Origin of the sequence: Enterobacter sp. DC4, from assembly GCF_000568095.1 — a bacterium.
GTDB lineage: Bacteria > Pseudomonadota > Gammaproteobacteria > Enterobacterales > Enterobacteriaceae > Enterobacter > Enterobacter pseudoroggenkampii.
Genome location: NZ_AZUB01000001.1, coordinates 1,181,981 through 1,196,567, shown reverse-complemented (window position 1 = coordinate 1,196,567; position 14,587 = coordinate 1,181,981). Strand labels below are relative to the sequence as shown.

Below are 14,587 nucleotides of genomic sequence, written 5' to 3'. Positions count from 1 at the left end.
ATCAAAAATCGAACAAGAAGTGATGATTCTGACCGAACACGGACAAAGATAACTCATGTAGATTTGTCACTTTAGGTGACATTTCAAACTGGCTAAAACAGGTGACTTTTTAATCTTGCAATAACAGATATGGAATCAGGGAAAATCTGGCATTTTGCGGACATCGTTGGCCTGGCTTCTGAAAGTGTCTTCGCCGGCTATCTCACAGCGCGTCCAGCGCATGCCAGCTTAACGGTACTGTTCTTCCCAGGTTTACTTACCGTTTTTCCCTGTTGATATAAGCCTGTAAACCCTCTGCAAGAAAATCAAACACCGTTTTACAGGCCTGGCTGTGGCGTAAATCTTCATGCATCACCAGCCAGGTGTCGAGATGAAATGCAAAGAAATCAGGCATTATCCTCTGTAACGGCGGAGAAAAATCGGCCAGATGCACCTGGCACATACCGATACCTGCTCCGGCACGTATGAGGTTTAATTTTTGGTCCCCATGCTGGCAACAACTGGTTTTCACAGGGACTGGTCAAACCGGGGTATCCACCGCAGGTCATTAAAAACCCCGGGAAAACCGGCGCAGGCCACCAGTGGGCTTATCTGCCGGATGTCGCCGAAACGCTCGCAGCACTGTTGGCGCGTCGGGATGAACTCGAACCGTTTGCCAGTTTCCATATGCGCGGGTATTGGGATCCTGATGGGACAGCGATGACCGCCGCCATAAAGCTCGTCGCGGAGCGTGCCGGTATTACGGCGAAGGTGAAGTCGTTTCCCTGGTGGCTTATCTCTGCGATGAGTCCCTTTAACATCACACTGCATGAAATGCGGGAGATGCGTTATCTTTGGGAGCAGACAATAGAGATGGATAATTCAAAACTGATTGGGTTTTTAGGTCACGAACCGCAGACCCCTCTTAATGAGGCCGTACATTCGACATTAGTTGGTTTGGGCTGTATTTAACATAACCTGCTGTTTAGAAAGAGTTGAAAGATGTCTGATATACTTAAGCTTTTGAAAAACGCAGCCCTAATCAAATGGAAATTGAATTAAATAAAAGTGTTAAAGAGAGAATCTTCCATGCTGTCATTTTTGAGGTGACGGCCAACGTTATTATTGCCCTTTCACTTGCCTGGCTGATGAATGTGTCGGTACTCCAGTCAGGCTCGTTGTCCGTCATATCCGCACTTACCGCAACGGTCTGGAATTTTATTTTTAATAAGCTCTTTGATTCCCTGCAGAAAAAATACCAGTTTGAAAGAACATTTCTCATTCGTGCGATCCATGCGGTAGGTTTTGAAACGGGACTCATCATAACCTTAATGCCTGTCGCGATGATTATGCTGAATCTTACAATGACTGAGGCATTTTTTGTTGAGATTGGTCTTGTACTGTTTTTCCTGCCATACACGATGCTGTTTAACTGGCTTTACGACTATCTGCGCTGGACGTTTGTTGGACGTAAACGGTCTGTTATGTAGCGAGATATCAGTCACATTGACACGCCTTTGATCATCTTCGACTCCACTCACCTCCTATACTCTTCATTTCTCTATCTCTTTTCAGGAGTCGATAATGTTTGATCATGTGAAATTCGGCGTCAGCGATTATGAAAAAAGTAAAACCTTCTTCCTCGAGGCGCTTCGCCCGCTTGGTGTAGAACTCATCGATGAAGGCACGCCGGAGTATGGTGTAGAAATGAGTTCCGGCGATGTTTCACTTTGCCTTTTCCATACAAATGACAAACCCGCGCCTCTGCATCTGGCGTTTGTGGCCAATACGCGCCAGCAGGTTGATGATTTTTACCATGCTGCACTGCGCGCCGGCGGACGTGATAACGGCGGGCCGGGGTTGAGGTCATACGGTGAAAATTACTATGCCGCGTTTGTCATCTCGCCTGATGGTCATAATATCGAGGCGGTGTGCCATGCGCCGCAGAGTCTGTAGCGTCAGATGTCATTAAATATCTGTCATGCGTCTATTTGCACGATTATGCACGAAAGTGCTTCATTAAGCCACATAAATCCCGTATGGTATGATCTGTAATCGTGCAACTTCGTGCAATAACACTGACAGAGGTATTTATGACACAACAGTTGATTCTAATTGCCGGCCCCTACCGCAGCGGAACCGACGGCGTTCAGGCGCGCATTGATGAGAATCTGGCGCGTCTCGAAAGCGCAGCATTAGCCGTTTACCAGCGTGGTCACATTCCGATCATAGGTGAATGGCTTGCTTTGCCGTTGGCAAAGGCCGCGGGTTCGAAAACCGTTGGTGATGAAATCAGCGAAGCGATGCTCTACCCCGTTGCTCACCGGCTCATAGCGAAATGCGATGCAATTTATCGTATCGCCGGTGCATCTAAAGGTGCCGATATGGACATTGAGGTCGCCAGAAAATACGGCCTCAGGGTTTATACCGCGCTTGAGGACATTCCTGAGGCTTAAGGAAAACCGACAGCCAGGCTATACTCTCAGGCTGGCTGTCAGACAGTATCACGATCTGAGGTTAACACGACGGATACCCCCTTTTCTGATACTGCGCGGATCCAGTCCTTAGCGGTATTGTCTTCCACGACGATGGTATTCACCGATGACACATCACCAATCACAAACGAAGACGCTGTGTTGATCTTTTCCGGAGAAGCCAGAACAACAGTCTCCGCGGCTCTGCCGGAAAATGCACGTTTGATGCACGCCTCTTCGAAATCACCGGTCGTTAATCCAGCTTCAGGATGGATCCCGGTCACGCCCATAAAGAACAGGTCTGCATGAATATTTTCGATGCCTTCGATGGCCGCAGCGCCGACCGCAACGATAGAGTGTTTATACAAGCGACCGCCGATCAGAATCACCTCAATGGACGGATGATCGACAAGCCCCAGGGCAATGCTCGGGCTGTGCGTCACCACAGTGATACGAAGCTCGGGAGGGAGAAACGTAATCAGCTCCGACGTTGTCGTGCCACCATCGACGATCACCACCTGGCCTGATGAAATAAGCTTCGCGCCTTTGCGGGCCACCCTTTTTTTCGCATCCATTTTCACGGATTGCCGTTCAGCAAACGGAGCAATCGCGGAAGATGCTGGAAGCGCGCCACCGTGAACCCGCTGCAAGCGCCCTTCTGCCGCCAGCTCGCGCAGATCGCGCCGGATGGTGTCTTCAGAGACGTCAAAGAGAATGCTGAGCGCTTTTGACTGGACCTGACCTTCGGCGCCGAGCTTTTCGAGGATCAATTGTTTTCGTTGACTGGTGAGCATCATGAATTCCTGATGTTGCATGTTTTATCTTGTAAATGCACGATAATGCTGTTTATGATAATTACTCTACGTAAGGAGGAACAAACGTGCAATCAAAACGTGCAGATGTGCGCATCATTAACAGTGAAACACTGTCAGATAACTGGTACGTCCTTAAAAAATACACCTTCGACCTGCAGCGACGTGATGGCGAATGGCAGCGGCAGCAGCGGGAAGTCTATGACCGTGGCAACGGTGCGACGATTTTGCTCTACAACCGTGATAAAAAGACGGTGATCCTGACTCGCCAGTTCCGCTTCCCCGTCTTTATCAACGGCCATGAGGACAATCTAATTGAAGCCGCTGCAGGGTTGCTGGACAACATGGATCCCGAGAGCCGCATCAAAGCAGAAGCGGAAGAAGAGACCGGATTTCACGTTTCACGCGTGCAGAAAATTTTCGAAGCCTATATGAGCCCGGGCTCCGTTACGGAAAAGCTCTATTTTTACCTTGCCGAGTACCAGCCGAGAGACAGAACCGGCGCTGGCGGTGGGATCAAGGCGGAAGGAGAAGATATCGACGTGCTGGAAATGACGCTTGAAGAGGCATTACGCGGCATTGAGACGGGTAAAATCGTCGACGGGAAAACCATCATGCTGCTTTATCATGTGGCCCTTAAAGGTATTCTGTAACCTACTGGTTTAAATCCTGATTTGAAGGTGCATGAGTTGGTGCGCTTGTCCGATACGCGGATGGAATGCGGGAAACCTCCTAAATTTTGCAGCCTACTATATTTAGTGAACGATTTCGAAATTCGATAAAATCATAAACATTTCCCTGAGTCATCTGCATTTACCATTCAAAAATGCCAAACGTTCACGAGGCTGCCTGCAGAGGTAGCCTGTCTTATCTGTTGACTGGATTAAAATGCGACTCGCTACAGATAACGAAGCATATTATACTTGCTCCTCCACTCGAACAGGAGGCAGCAACTCACGTGAAGGATACATATTACAACGACATAACGATCAATACGCTAATTCAGAGTGAGCTGGACGCGTTTTTTGAGGATTTCAAAGGGATCGTCTTTGCCTACGCTATTATGAACAAGAAAGATCCTTCACAGATGAGGATACTCAATAACAGTCCTGAGTGGTTTAATATCTACCTTGAAAGAAAATATCAGTTCATTGACCCTGTCATTATTCGGGCTTTGCGCTGTGTTGAAGACTTTTTCTGGGAAAGCGATGTCGTCCTGTCGGATGGTTATAACCTGACACGCATTTTCGACGAAAGCGTTCAGTATGATATATACCAGGGGCAGACTTTTCCTCTGCATGACTATCTGAATAATCTTGTTGTCTTATCCGTCATCAGTCCTAAGCATTCTGGTATTGACATAGAGAAATATCGGCCGCAATTTCTACGCTTCCTTGTTCAGTTACATCAGAAGACACTCAATCTGTATAGTCAGCATCAGCAGAAAAAGAATGTGTTCTTGTCGCCACGTGAGCGACAAATCCTCAAATGGGTCAGTGCCGGAAAAACCTATGCAGAAATTTCTGTTATTTTATCTATTGCTGAACGCACCGTTAAATTTCATATGGGCAATATAATGAAAAAACTCGGTGTGAATAATGCCAGACATGCAATAAAGCTTGGAACAGAACTCCGGTTACTGGACGACTGACCCTCAGACACTGGTTATAGATAGCGTAAATGCCCGAGCATTTCGCGAAGCCAGTGGCTGGATTTGTCTTTACTAATAATATCTTCAATAATGCGGGTGCTGGCAGGCATATAAATATAGTAAATAACCTCCCCTTTTTCAGAAACACCGCGCTGAATAACTTCAACTTTCCAGTTCGCATGCCGAAATATGGCATACATACCGCGACTGGCTACTGCGTACATTCCGTGATATTTATTCTTTATGCAATAAATATTCATTGCAAGAAACAATGCTTTACTGGCGGGCACGCCCTGCAAACTTGCAGAATCTCGTGTTTCTTTATCTAAAAATAAACGACTCACTTCACAGCAGGGAACATCGGCTGGAAAAACAATGGGATTATCGAAATAATTGTGAAAGATTTCGCTTATCATTGTCGGCTGCGTTGAGTTAATAAATCGCGCGCCGCATAACAGCTGTCCATCATACATACCCAGTAAGTATGTCGTGTTATGGGAATCAAATTGATCCTTTTCCATCCCTTCGACGCATTCCACTTTCCAGTCGAGTCGGTCCCGAAAGGTTTTTCTTCTGAGTCGGTAGAGTTCGTGCGCTAGTGCTGGGGGTAAATCATCGTAGTCGTGTAAAAAAAATTCAATGACAGAAATCATGCTCTTGTTCCTGATAATAACACCTGAAACTATCATCACCTGTCTTTTAGGACAGCTTTCATTGTGCCGCATATTCCCTATACTTAAAAAGTACCTGACCACGAAGTTCTCGCAAAACTAAGCGGTCAGGAGGTCAAAGACCTACGAAACACCAGGGATATACCCATCGATGATTATCTAATATTTAAAGTTTCGGGTACAGAGCATAAGAAGCACTTTGCCGATAAAATAATAAAAAACAATAATCATAAAGTAATTACAATAAAAACATTGCCCCTTAATCTTTTAAGGGGTAATATTTCCGATTGCTTATTTTTCCCACCTTCCCCTTCATTTTACAGAATCTGCTGACTTCATCCGCCCAAAACCCTGGCCGGTACCGCTTTGCAGGTATCTGCCTGTGCTATTCTTGCAGAATCATGCAAAACGGAGAATTGATGATGGCCGACTGGAACCCTTCTCTTTACCTGCAATTTGGCGCAGAAAGAACGCGTCCAGCAGCCGAGTTGCTCGCCAGAATTCCTCTTGATGAAGCCGCTACTATCGCCGATTTGGGCTGTGGGCCAGGTAACAGCACGGCGCTGTTAAAGCATCGCTGGCCTTCTGCGCACATCACCGGCGTCGATAACTCCCCTGCCATGCTCGAGGAAGCACGCGCCGCCTTACCTGACTGCCACTTTGTTGAGGCCGATATCCGTCAGTACAAGCCTGGCCAGCCGCTGAGCCTGATTTATGCTAACGCGTCGCTGCAATGGGTTCCGGACCATTACGATCTCCTGCCTCATCTTGTCTCCCTGCTTAAGTTAAATGGCGTGCTGGCGATCCAGATGCCCGATAACTGGCTGGAACCCACCCATGTGGCGATGCGTGAAGTGGCGCTGGAGCAAGACTACCCGGACCGTGGCCGCGAACCTCTGCCGGGTATACATGCTTATTACGATATTCTGTCGGAGGCTGGCTGTGACGTGGATATCTGGCGGACAACCTATTATCACAAAATGAGCTCTCATCAGGCCATTATTGACTGGGTAAGCGCCACCGGCCTGCGCCCCTGGCTCCAGGAACTGAACGAGAGCGAGCAGAAACGTTTCCTGAAACGCTACCATGAACTGCTGGAAGAGCAGTATCCGCTCCAGGAAAACGGGCAGATACTGCTGGCTTTTCCTCGGTTGTTTATCGTGGCTCAACGCCAGCCCTGATCCGATTATAGGCGGGCTTCTTTGAGCAACTGCTGGATAACCTTTTCCTGCTGCGCATAATCACCCTCGCCAAAGGCGGTATAGCGCAGCTGCCCTTTGGCATCAAAGTAATAATGCGCTGGCCAGTACTGGTTGCCGAACGCATTCCAGATTTGATAGTTGTTATCCGTCACAACCCGATACGGCAACTGCCATTTCGTTACTGCCTTTTGTACCGACGAAAGCGGTTTTTCCCAGGGATATTCCGGCGTGTGAACCCCAATCACGACCAGCCCCTGCGACTGATACTTCGTGGCCCAGTCTCGCACATGCGGGAGCGTGTGCTGGCAGTTAATGCAATCCCACGTCCAGAAATCAATCAGAACAACCTTCCCTCGTAATGCTTCAGACGTGACAGGGTCACCGTTAATCCACCCTGTTCCCCCGCTTAACGAAGGCAGCTGGCTGCTGGGCTCAGCGATCGCCACCGGCTGGAGCTTCACCGGCGCGGTTGTGGGTTTTGCCAGATTTAAGAGCGCGGTCTCAAGACGGTCTGCAACGCCGTTAGCCCCTTTCAGCAGCGAGGTCATCCCCGTCGCGTTCAGGACGACTGCCGCTAACATTGCAACTCCTGCCCCCTGACGGAGCTTCGCCATCAGCGCAGACTTTGCCCTTAACGGTGTCATCAGCGAGCGGCTGCCGATAACGAGCAGGCCCAGCATCAGCGCGCATCCGCTGCCATAGGCAGCGAGCAGTGCGCCCGTGGCGATGGCCGAGTGGCCCGCGATATTAATGCTGAAAATAGCGCCCAGGATGGGGCCCGCGCAGGGAGACCAGAGTAGCCCGACCGCAAGCCCGGCCAGAAAAGCCGATGCCATTCCGCGCGTTTGCCCGCTTCGGGTGTTGAGAACATTTCCCGCGCTGACGGCCGGTCCCGCGATACGCTGGGCGAAAGACGGAAAAATTAAGGCCAGCGCGGCTATGGCCAGAATGACGAGCGCGATCCAACGCCCAACAATGGTTGCCGCTGTTATCCACTCGCTGGCGACGGTGATGACCATCGCAACCAGGGTGAACATCACGACCATCCCGGCGAGCAGGGCCAGAATATGTCGTCGTTGCCCCTGGAAACCGGCGAACAGGAGTGGAATAACCGGGAGCGTACATGGGCTGAGCAGGCTTATCATCCCGCCCAGAAAAGCGATTACCAGAAACATAATGACCTCACATTACACGTCCTGCGACACTGCAGTGAGGCTATTTCATCGTGCGGATATGTTCAGGATATGTGTAAAAACGCTGGTTTTGTCTGGCTCTGTATCCCCACGCCGGGAGATACAGAGCGGTACAATTAACGGCGCGGTAGCGTAATAGCGACATCCAGTCCGCCCCTGGTTCGGTTCGCCAGTTTGAGTTTTCCTTCCAGCTGTGCGGTCAGCTGCGCGGCAATAGCCAGGCCGAGTCCTGTCCCGCCGGTATCGCGGTTACGCGAGGTTTCAACACGATAAAACGGCTGCAGAACCGCCTCCAGCTCGGCTTCGGGTATTCCCGGTCCGTCGTCCACAATGTGAATCACCACCTCTTTGGCAGACGAATCATCAATGGCAATGACGGCACAGTCGCCGAACTTCAGGGCATTATCCAGCAGATTAGTCATTACTCTACGAAGCGCCTGCGGACGCGTGACGATCGGCAAACGGACTTCGTTTGCCTGAAACTGCACGTTTTTACCAATGTCCTGATAATCGCTGGCGATGCTGTTGACCCAGGCGTTCAGTTCTAGCTTCAGCGACGTCTCTTCCAGTGATTCTGATGACCGGGCATACGCAATGCCCTCCCGCACCAGACGCGACATGTTATCAAGGTCGTTTAAGAGCTTGTCCCGCAGTTCAGGCTGCTCCGTCATTTCTACACGAAGCTTCATGCGGGTAATGGGCGTCTGGAGATCGTGAGAAATAGAGGCCAGGATCTGTGCGCGCTCCCGGAGATAAGACTGAATGCGCGCCTGCATGGCGTTGAAGGCATGGGCTGCGCGCTGCAGCTCCAGCGGCCCTTTCTCCTTCATTGGCGTGCTGGCCGCCGGATCAAGTGAATCCACCGCGCGGGTAAATTGTGAAAAAGGCCGAACCACCTGCCGCACGGCGATCCAGGAGCAGGCCGCCAGGAGCAGCAGCTGTAGGATGAGCACAACGGGTAACCAGCTGGCGACGGGCGGCATGCGCGGGATGAGGTCAATGGTCAGCGGCGAGCCGTCTCTTAACGTTAGATGCGCCTGGATATGTGAAATGGCGCCGGGAACGGCGGTGAAGCTGAGAGGATATTGTGCCGCGAGCGTCGCTTTTAAGGTTCGGATAGCATCCTGCGAACGCTTATCCGTCGGCGCTGCGCCGGGTTCCCCTGTGCCCAGAATATAGCGATAGTTACCCCGTTCAAGCCGCGGCAGCCAGGCGGCGCGTTCGCTGGCCGGTAAGTGGTCTAAAATGGCGACGCTGGTTGCGACGTCGTTTTCCAGATTACCGAGCATCACCGTGCGGGCGCTGTGCATGCGTTCAATCATGACCAGCGTCAGGCTCAGGGCGTTAGCCAGCAGCAAACCGGGCAGCACGACGATAAGCAAACGGGCCAGCAGCGAGCGTGGCCAGAGCGTCATTCGTTAACCTCTTTGATGGTCACCGGCATCGTAAAGACATAGCCTTCGCTGCGCACGGTTTTGATATAGGCGGGCGTGCGGGCATCTTCATTCAGGCGCTGGCGAACCCGGCTCACCAGCAGGTCGACAGAACGTTCAAACAGCTCGGCGTCTCGCCCCTGCGTCAGATTGAGCAATTGGTCACGGGTCAGCACGCGCTGCGGATGGTCCAGGAAAACGCGCAGCAGACGATACTCCGCCCCGCTGAGCGCCACAATCACCCCTTCCGGGTCGATTAAGTGGCGGGCGACGGTATCGAGCTGCCATTCACCGAACATCACCAGCCGCCCTGCTTCTGTCACCTGTAGATTGGGCGGCATCGTGCGAAAACGCCGTAAAATCGCCTTAATGCGTGCCAGAAGCTCACGGGCGACAAACGGCTTCACCACGTAGTCATCCGCGCCCATCTCCAGGCCCAGGATCCTGTCCGTCTCCTCATTGCGGGCCGTCAGCATCAGGATGGGCAGATCTTTATGTTTGCCGCTGCGTAGCTGCCGGCATAGCGTGAGACCATCATCGCCGGGCATCATGACGTCCAGCACCACCAGGTCGATATGCTGTTTATCCAGTACGCTGCGCATCTCTTTGCCGTTGGCCGCGCCCGTCGCGCGATAGCCAGACTTACCGAGATAATCGACAATCAGTTCACGAATATCCCTGTCGTCATCGACGACAAGGATGTGGTCAATATGTTCCACCGAACTCTCCAGACCGAAGGGTAACGTACTGAAAATAGCACATTTCACAGCTTATCCGCGTCGATAACTGCCTTGACGAAATCCTGCGGATCTTCCTGAGGCGGGTTGTGCCCCACGGTTGCGCCGAAGGTGCGGTGCTCATATTTGCCGGTAAATTTAGCTGCATAGGCCTGCGGTGCCGGATGCGGCGCGCCGTTGTTGCCGCCTTCGATGGTGATCGTTGGGACGGTGATATTCGGCAGCGTGGCCAGTTTTTGCTCGTAGCGGTCGTATTTACGCTCGCCTTTTTCCAGCCCTAAACGCCAGCGATAATTACTGAGCGTCACCGCGACGTGGTCCGGGTTATCGAGGGATTTGGCGCTGGCGTTAAAGACCGCATCGCTAAATTTCCAGTCAGGTGAGGCCTGAGACCAGATTAAACGGGCGAAGTCATGCGTGTTTTTGGCATAGCCTTCAGCACCACGCGCGGTAGAGAAATAGAACTGATACCACCACTGCTGCTCCGCTTTTGGCGGCAGCGGCTGTTTGCCAATCTGTTGGCTGCTGATGAGATACCCGCTCACTGAAACGAGTGACTTCACGCGCTCGGGCCACAGCGCCGCAACGATATCCGCCGTCCGGGCGCCCCAGTCATATCCTGCAAACACCGCCTGCCGGATATTCAGGGCATCCATCAGGTTGACGATGTCTTTCGCCATCGCCGAAGGCTGGCCGTTGCGCGGCGTTTTTGCTGACAGGAAACGCGTGGTGCCGTAACCGCGCAGAGACGGCACAATGACCCGGTACCCTTTTGCCGCCAGTGCGGGTGCAACCTCGGCATAGCTGTGAATATCGTAGGGCCAGCCGTGCAGTAAAATAACCGGCTGACCGTCTTTCGGGCCAATGTCGACATAGCCGACATTCAGATCGCCGGCATTGATTTGCTGAGGATGATCAAAGGCTGCGGCGACGTTTGTGCCGGTGACTTCGGCCTGACAGGACATCACGGTGCCAAGTGAAACGGTCAGTGCAAGAGTTGAGTACGCGAGTTTGCTAAACATGTTGGTATCTCCGGTTGAGTACAATTCACGGGGATATAACAACACTGCAATGTATAGCGGATATGTGCGAAAGCGGGTTTATTGCAAGCCTGTGTATGTATCCGGAACGCTGATACAGTGTGATACAAACACAGGCGTTGTCGCCCTAAAGGGAGAGGCGATAGCGGACGTAATCGTCAGCTTCGCCATATTTGTCATAGAGTTTACGCGCCGGGTTGTTCTCCCGGGTGACCCAGTACAGTTTCGACCACCCTTCGCGCTTGCCTTCCTCAATCAGCGCGTCAATGAGCGCCTTACCGGCTCCCGCACCGCGTTCGGCAGCATCAACAAACAGATCTTCCAGGTAGCAGACGGGGGCCGTTGACCAGGTGCCTTCATGCAGAACACACATTGCGAAACCGATGACCTTTTCGTCCTTCTCCACGACCCGGCAGAACATCGATGAATGCGCTGAGAGCGCCCTTTCCCACGTCGCTGCGGTGACGGATTCCTCGAGGAAGCAATCATAAAAATGGGTGTAACCATCCCACAGCGGTCGCCATTGGGAATAGTCGTCTGCGCGTAGAGGTCTTACCGTGACAGCCATGTGTTCCTCACATTACAAATTGATCGCCATTTCGAAACAGCGTAAATCGACACCTGCCATACGCGAGTGATGATAGCTTTCGCTCAGCGTAACAAACCCCAGCTTCTGATAAAACGACTGGGCGTTAGGCGTCGCATCGAGCGTCAGGCGGGTTATCCCCCGGCTGCAGGCTTCCTGTTTGAGCGCCTCAATAATCCGGGTTGCCATGCCTTTTCCGGAGGCTGCAGGCAAGGTGAAAATCGCCTCCAGACAGTGGGTATCCAGATCGAGATAGCCGGTTGCCGCAACATCGCCCTTTTCATCTTCAACCACATAAAAAGGGTATTCAATGATCATCTTCCGAAAGCGTTCGGGCATGAGATCTGGCGTCCAGCGCGCAATGACCTCTGCGTCGTAACTAGTTTTACAGCCGTGACGAATCGCCTGATTGCGAATATTCCAGAGCGTTTCGGCTTCCTGTGGCCTGGCTTTTCGTAATGTCATAACCTCCTCCTTTAACGGCTTTTTAGCCGCATTTCCCGTGCCGACCTGGCAAGACGCTGAGTACGATAATAGAGCGTAAACAGCACAAAGCCGCTGCTGTTCATCACCACCCGACAAAGTAATAGTGCGAATGATGCGATGACCAGAGGCCAAAGACCTCCGTCATGCGAAAGCAGGAAATGTAAAACCTGAACGAGGGTCGTTATCAGCAGGATGATGAACAACGCCATAAAGCCCGACAATCCCGACGTCTTACCACGTGCCAGGAGTACGCTTGTCACAATGAGCGCGCCTGTCATCGTCACTGATGGTAAGAAAAAGCTCAATGCATGATGCAAAGGTGACAAACCCTGCAACGTGCTGAGAAAAGGCAAAAGGTTTAACGCAAACGCCACTAAAAACAGAGGTAACAGCATAGCTACCGGATAAGGATTTTGACGCGGAAGCTCGCTGAGTGGACGCGAAAAATACCGTTCCAGCTCGGGCGTGGAATGATTCAAGAGACGGATATCACGATGAGCAATAGCCTCCTCTATCTCTTTGCCATGCTGCAGGAGATCCTGGAAAACCCGTCCGGTTAAAAGAGACAAAAAACTCATCAAAATTTCACCATTAAAGAAATGATGCCCATTTCTGGTAGGGAATGAACCCAGCACGCCTCAACTAAATGTGATAGAGATGAAAATACCAGAACGCAAACAAAAGCATAACGCCTAAAAAGGGAGATCCGCGGATGACCATACCGACGCTCATGACAGAACGCTTACTGCTAAAACCGCTGGTTGCCGAAGATGCGGCTCAGATACAAAAGCTTTATCCGCGCTGGGAGATTGTCCGCTATATGGTCTCTTCCGTGCCATGGCCCTACCCGGATAACGGCGCGGAAAACTATGTCAATAACGTGGCGCTGCCGGATGTGGCGAAAGGGATTGCCTGGTTCTGGAGCATCCGACGACGTGAGGTGCCGGATGAATTGATGGGCATTATTTGCCTGTACGACGTCGAGGATAACAACCGCGGGTTCTGGCTCGCGCCGGAGTTTCAGGGCCAGGGATACATGCGCGAGGCCAGCATTGCCGCGACGGATTACTGGTTCAATACGCTAAACAAATCCGTCTTGCGGGCCCCGAAGGCCGCTGCTAACAGCCGCTCCCGTCGTATTTCGGACAGTAGCGGCATGCGGCTTATCAGGACGGAGAAGAAAGCCTACGTTAGCGGGATGCTGGACTCCGAGCTGTGGGAGATCACCCGCGACGAGTGGAACGCCCGTCAGGTCAGCTGATAGTGTTTATCCGGCATCAGCCTTTCCGGAATGTTCTCTTCATCGTTCATCTGCAGCAGATCGCGTTCCATCATGTTGCAGATGGCGTCCAGCGGTAGATCGTTATTCTCAGTGCCGAACGGGTCTTCCAGCTCTTCCGCCAGGGTGTCCAGCGAGATGAAGGTGTATGAGATCAGCGCAGAGACAAAGGGCGTCATGTAGTGCAGATCCACAACCAGCGCGAACGGCAGCATGATGCAGAACAGGTACACCGTGCGGTGCAAAATCAGCGTATAGGCAAACGGTACCGGCGTGGTCGCAATGCGTTCACATCCGGAAAGAACGATGGACATATCGTTCAGACGATTGTTCAGACTGTGGAACAGAATGTCTGAGAGTTGCCCGTTACGCCGCCGCACGGCCAGCCACTCCCCCATGATCAGTAAAATACGGTTCGCCGGTGAGTTGGCTTTCATCACCTGACGTAAATCATCCGGAGCAAGATAGTGAGAGAGTTGCTCGGCGTTAAGCTCCCGACGCAGGGTCATGCGCAGACAGTTAGCAAAAGCAATCTGCAGACGGACAAATTCGCCCAGATGCTTATCGTCAGGCAAGGTGTTTTTTACCTCGCGAAACAGCGAGCGCGCCGCTATCATCAACTGCCCCCAGAGCAGGCGAGCCTCAACGTAGCGTGAATAACAGGCGTTGTTTCGGAAACCGAGAAAGATTGCGATCGCCACGCCGAGAATGCTGAATGGCGCCACGGTAAATTTGATGCCCAGTGAGGTATACCACGGCAGCATCAGGATAACGGCAATAGAAAGCAGGAAGTTGAGCAGCAATCGGGTATAGATCTTAGGCAGTACCGAACCGTGCCAGACAAAAATCAGTTGTAGCCAGTGCTGTTTAGGACGAACGATCATAGTGAGTTTCAGGAAAGAAAAGAGCGAGGCTATTAAACGTGATCCCCGTCACCGTTGCAAGTTTGTTAACGGGACATTGCACTTTCTCCCCTGATTAGCGAAATCCGCACAGTGCTGCATGTGTTTTTTAAAAACAAAGCACATAGTATGTTGTAACTAA

General features: G+C 51.7%; 17 protein-coding genes and 2 pseudogenes. 8 read left to right on the top strand and 11 right to left on the bottom strand.

Annotated features, from left to right (window positions below):
* Window positions 1–256: 256 nt before the first annotated feature.
* Window positions 257–478, bottom strand: a pseudogene (locus P349_RS25200) (hypothetical protein); the annotation flags it as partial.
* On the opposite strand from P349_RS25200, the pseudogene P349_RS0124130 reads away from it, so the two are divergent.
* The 4 genes and pseudogenes from P349_RS0124130 to P349_RS18370 all read left to right on the top strand — a co-directional run.
* Window positions 469–951, top strand: a pseudogene (locus tag P349_RS0124130) (NAD-dependent epimerase); the annotation flags it as partial. The pseudogenes P349_RS25200 and P349_RS0124130 overlap by 10 nt on opposite strands.
* Before the next feature lie 74 nt (window positions 952–1,025).
* Window positions 1,026–1,469, top strand: a complete 444-nt coding sequence (locus tag P349_RS18360) for a PACE efflux transporter (RefSeq protein ID WP_032647236.1) — start codon at window positions 1,026–1,028, stop codon at window positions 1,467–1,469.
* 94 nt (window positions 1,470–1,563) lie between these two features.
* Window positions 1,564–1,935, top strand: coding sequence for a VOC family protein (locus tag P349_RS18365; RefSeq protein WP_024908485.1), 372 nt, complete (start codon window positions 1,564–1,566; stop codon window positions 1,933–1,935).
* Window positions 1,936–2,072: 137 nt separating this feature from the next.
* Complete coding sequence (locus P349_RS18370; RefSeq protein WP_024908484.1) at window positions 2,073–2,435, top strand: DUF4406 domain-containing protein; 363 nt, start codon at window positions 2,073–2,075, stop codon at window positions 2,433–2,435.
* Window positions 2,436–2,473: 38 nt separating this feature from the next.
* On the opposite strand, the gene P349_RS18375 is transcribed toward P349_RS18370, so the two are convergent.
* The gene (locus P349_RS18375) at window positions 2,474–3,247 is read right to left on the bottom strand and encodes a DeoR/GlpR family DNA-binding transcription regulator (protein WP_032647234.1); all 774 of its coding nucleotides are present in this window, start codon (window positions 3,245–3,247) and stop codon (window positions 2,474–2,476) included.
* Window positions 3,248–3,333: 86 nt separating this feature from the next.
* Here P349_RS18375 and P349_RS18380 point away from each other — a divergent pair, with 86 nt between their 5' ends.
* Both P349_RS18380 and P349_RS18385 read left to right on the top strand, forming a co-directional pair.
* Window positions 3,334–3,918: an NUDIX domain-containing protein gene (locus P349_RS18380; protein WP_024908482.1), complete on the top strand. Its 585-nt coding sequence runs from the start codon at window positions 3,334–3,336 to the stop codon at window positions 3,916–3,918.
* Window positions 3,919–4,223: 305 nt separating this feature from the next.
* Window positions 4,224–4,916, top strand: a complete 693-nt coding sequence (locus P349_RS18385) for a helix-turn-helix transcriptional regulator (protein WP_024908481.1) — start codon at window positions 4,224–4,226, stop codon at window positions 4,914–4,916.
* Between the two features lie 14 nt (window positions 4,917–4,930).
* Here the strand turns inward: P349_RS18385 and P349_RS18390 are convergent, their stop codons facing one another.
* Window positions 4,931–5,569 (bottom strand): acyl-homoserine-lactone synthase, encoded by a 639-nt coding sequence (locus P349_RS18390; RefSeq protein ID WP_024908480.1) that lies wholly within the window; start codon window positions 5,567–5,569, stop codon window positions 4,931–4,933.
* Window positions 5,570–6,009: 440 nt separating this feature from the next.
* Here P349_RS18390 and tam point away from each other — a divergent pair, with 440 nt between their 5' ends.
* Window positions 6,010–6,768, top strand: a complete 759-nt coding sequence (gene tam / locus P349_RS18395; RefSeq protein WP_024908479.1) for a trans-aconitate 2-methyltransferase — start codon at window positions 6,010–6,012, stop codon at window positions 6,766–6,768.
* 5 nt (window positions 6,769–6,773) lie between these two features.
* Here tam and P349_RS18400 read toward each other — a convergent pair whose 3' ends face one another.
* The 7 genes from P349_RS18400 to P349_RS18430 form a co-directional block, all read right to left on the bottom strand.
* Window positions 6,774–7,964: a cytochrome c biogenesis protein/redoxin gene (locus P349_RS18400; RefSeq protein ID WP_032647233.1), complete on the bottom strand. Its 1,191-nt coding sequence runs from the start codon at window positions 7,962–7,964 to the stop codon at window positions 6,774–6,776.
* A 134-nt stretch (window positions 7,965–8,098) separates the two neighbouring features.
* The gene (locus tag P349_RS18405) at window positions 8,099–9,397 is read right to left on the bottom strand and encodes an ATP-binding protein (RefSeq protein WP_032647232.1); all 1,299 of its coding nucleotides are present in this window, start codon (window positions 9,395–9,397) and stop codon (window positions 8,099–8,101) included.
* A complete protein-coding gene (locus tag P349_RS18410) occupies window positions 9,394–10,134 on the bottom strand; it encodes a response regulator (RefSeq protein WP_032647230.1) in 741 nt (246 codons plus the stop codon). The genes P349_RS18405 and P349_RS18410 overlap by 4 nt, the downstream gene beginning before the upstream one ends.
* 44 nt (window positions 10,135–10,178) lie before the next feature.
* On the bottom strand, window positions 10,179–11,174 hold the full coding sequence (locus tag P349_RS18415; RefSeq protein ID WP_032647228.1) for an alpha/beta fold hydrolase: 996 nt from the start codon (window positions 11,172–11,174) through the stop codon (window positions 10,179–10,181).
* A 145-nt stretch (window positions 11,175–11,319) separates the two neighbouring features.
* Complete coding sequence (locus P349_RS18420; RefSeq protein ID WP_032647226.1) at window positions 11,320–11,760, bottom strand: GNAT family N-acetyltransferase; 441 nt, start codon at window positions 11,758–11,760, stop codon at window positions 11,320–11,322.
* Between the two features lie 12 nt (window positions 11,761–11,772).
* Complete coding sequence (locus tag P349_RS18425) at window positions 11,773–12,243, bottom strand: GNAT family N-acetyltransferase (protein ID WP_032647224.1); 471 nt, start codon at window positions 12,241–12,243, stop codon at window positions 11,773–11,775.
* 11 nt (window positions 12,244–12,254) lie between these two features.
* Complete coding sequence (locus P349_RS18430) at window positions 12,255–12,842, bottom strand: hypothetical protein (protein ID WP_032647222.1); 588 nt, start codon at window positions 12,840–12,842, stop codon at window positions 12,255–12,257.
* A gap of 134 nt (window positions 12,843–12,976) precedes the next feature.
* On the opposite strand from P349_RS18430, the gene P349_RS18435 reads away from it, so the two are divergent.
* Complete coding sequence (locus P349_RS18435) at window positions 12,977–13,525, top strand: GNAT family N-acetyltransferase (RefSeq protein ID WP_032647221.1); 549 nt, start codon at window positions 12,977–12,979, stop codon at window positions 13,523–13,525.
* Here P349_RS18435 and P349_RS18440 read toward each other — a convergent pair.
* On the bottom strand, window positions 13,513–14,427 hold the full coding sequence (locus P349_RS18440; RefSeq protein ID WP_032647218.1) for a bestrophin family protein: 915 nt from the start codon (window positions 14,425–14,427) through the stop codon (window positions 13,513–13,515). The genes P349_RS18435 and P349_RS18440 overlap by 13 nt on opposite strands.
* Window positions 14,428–14,587: the final 160 nt, after the last annotated feature.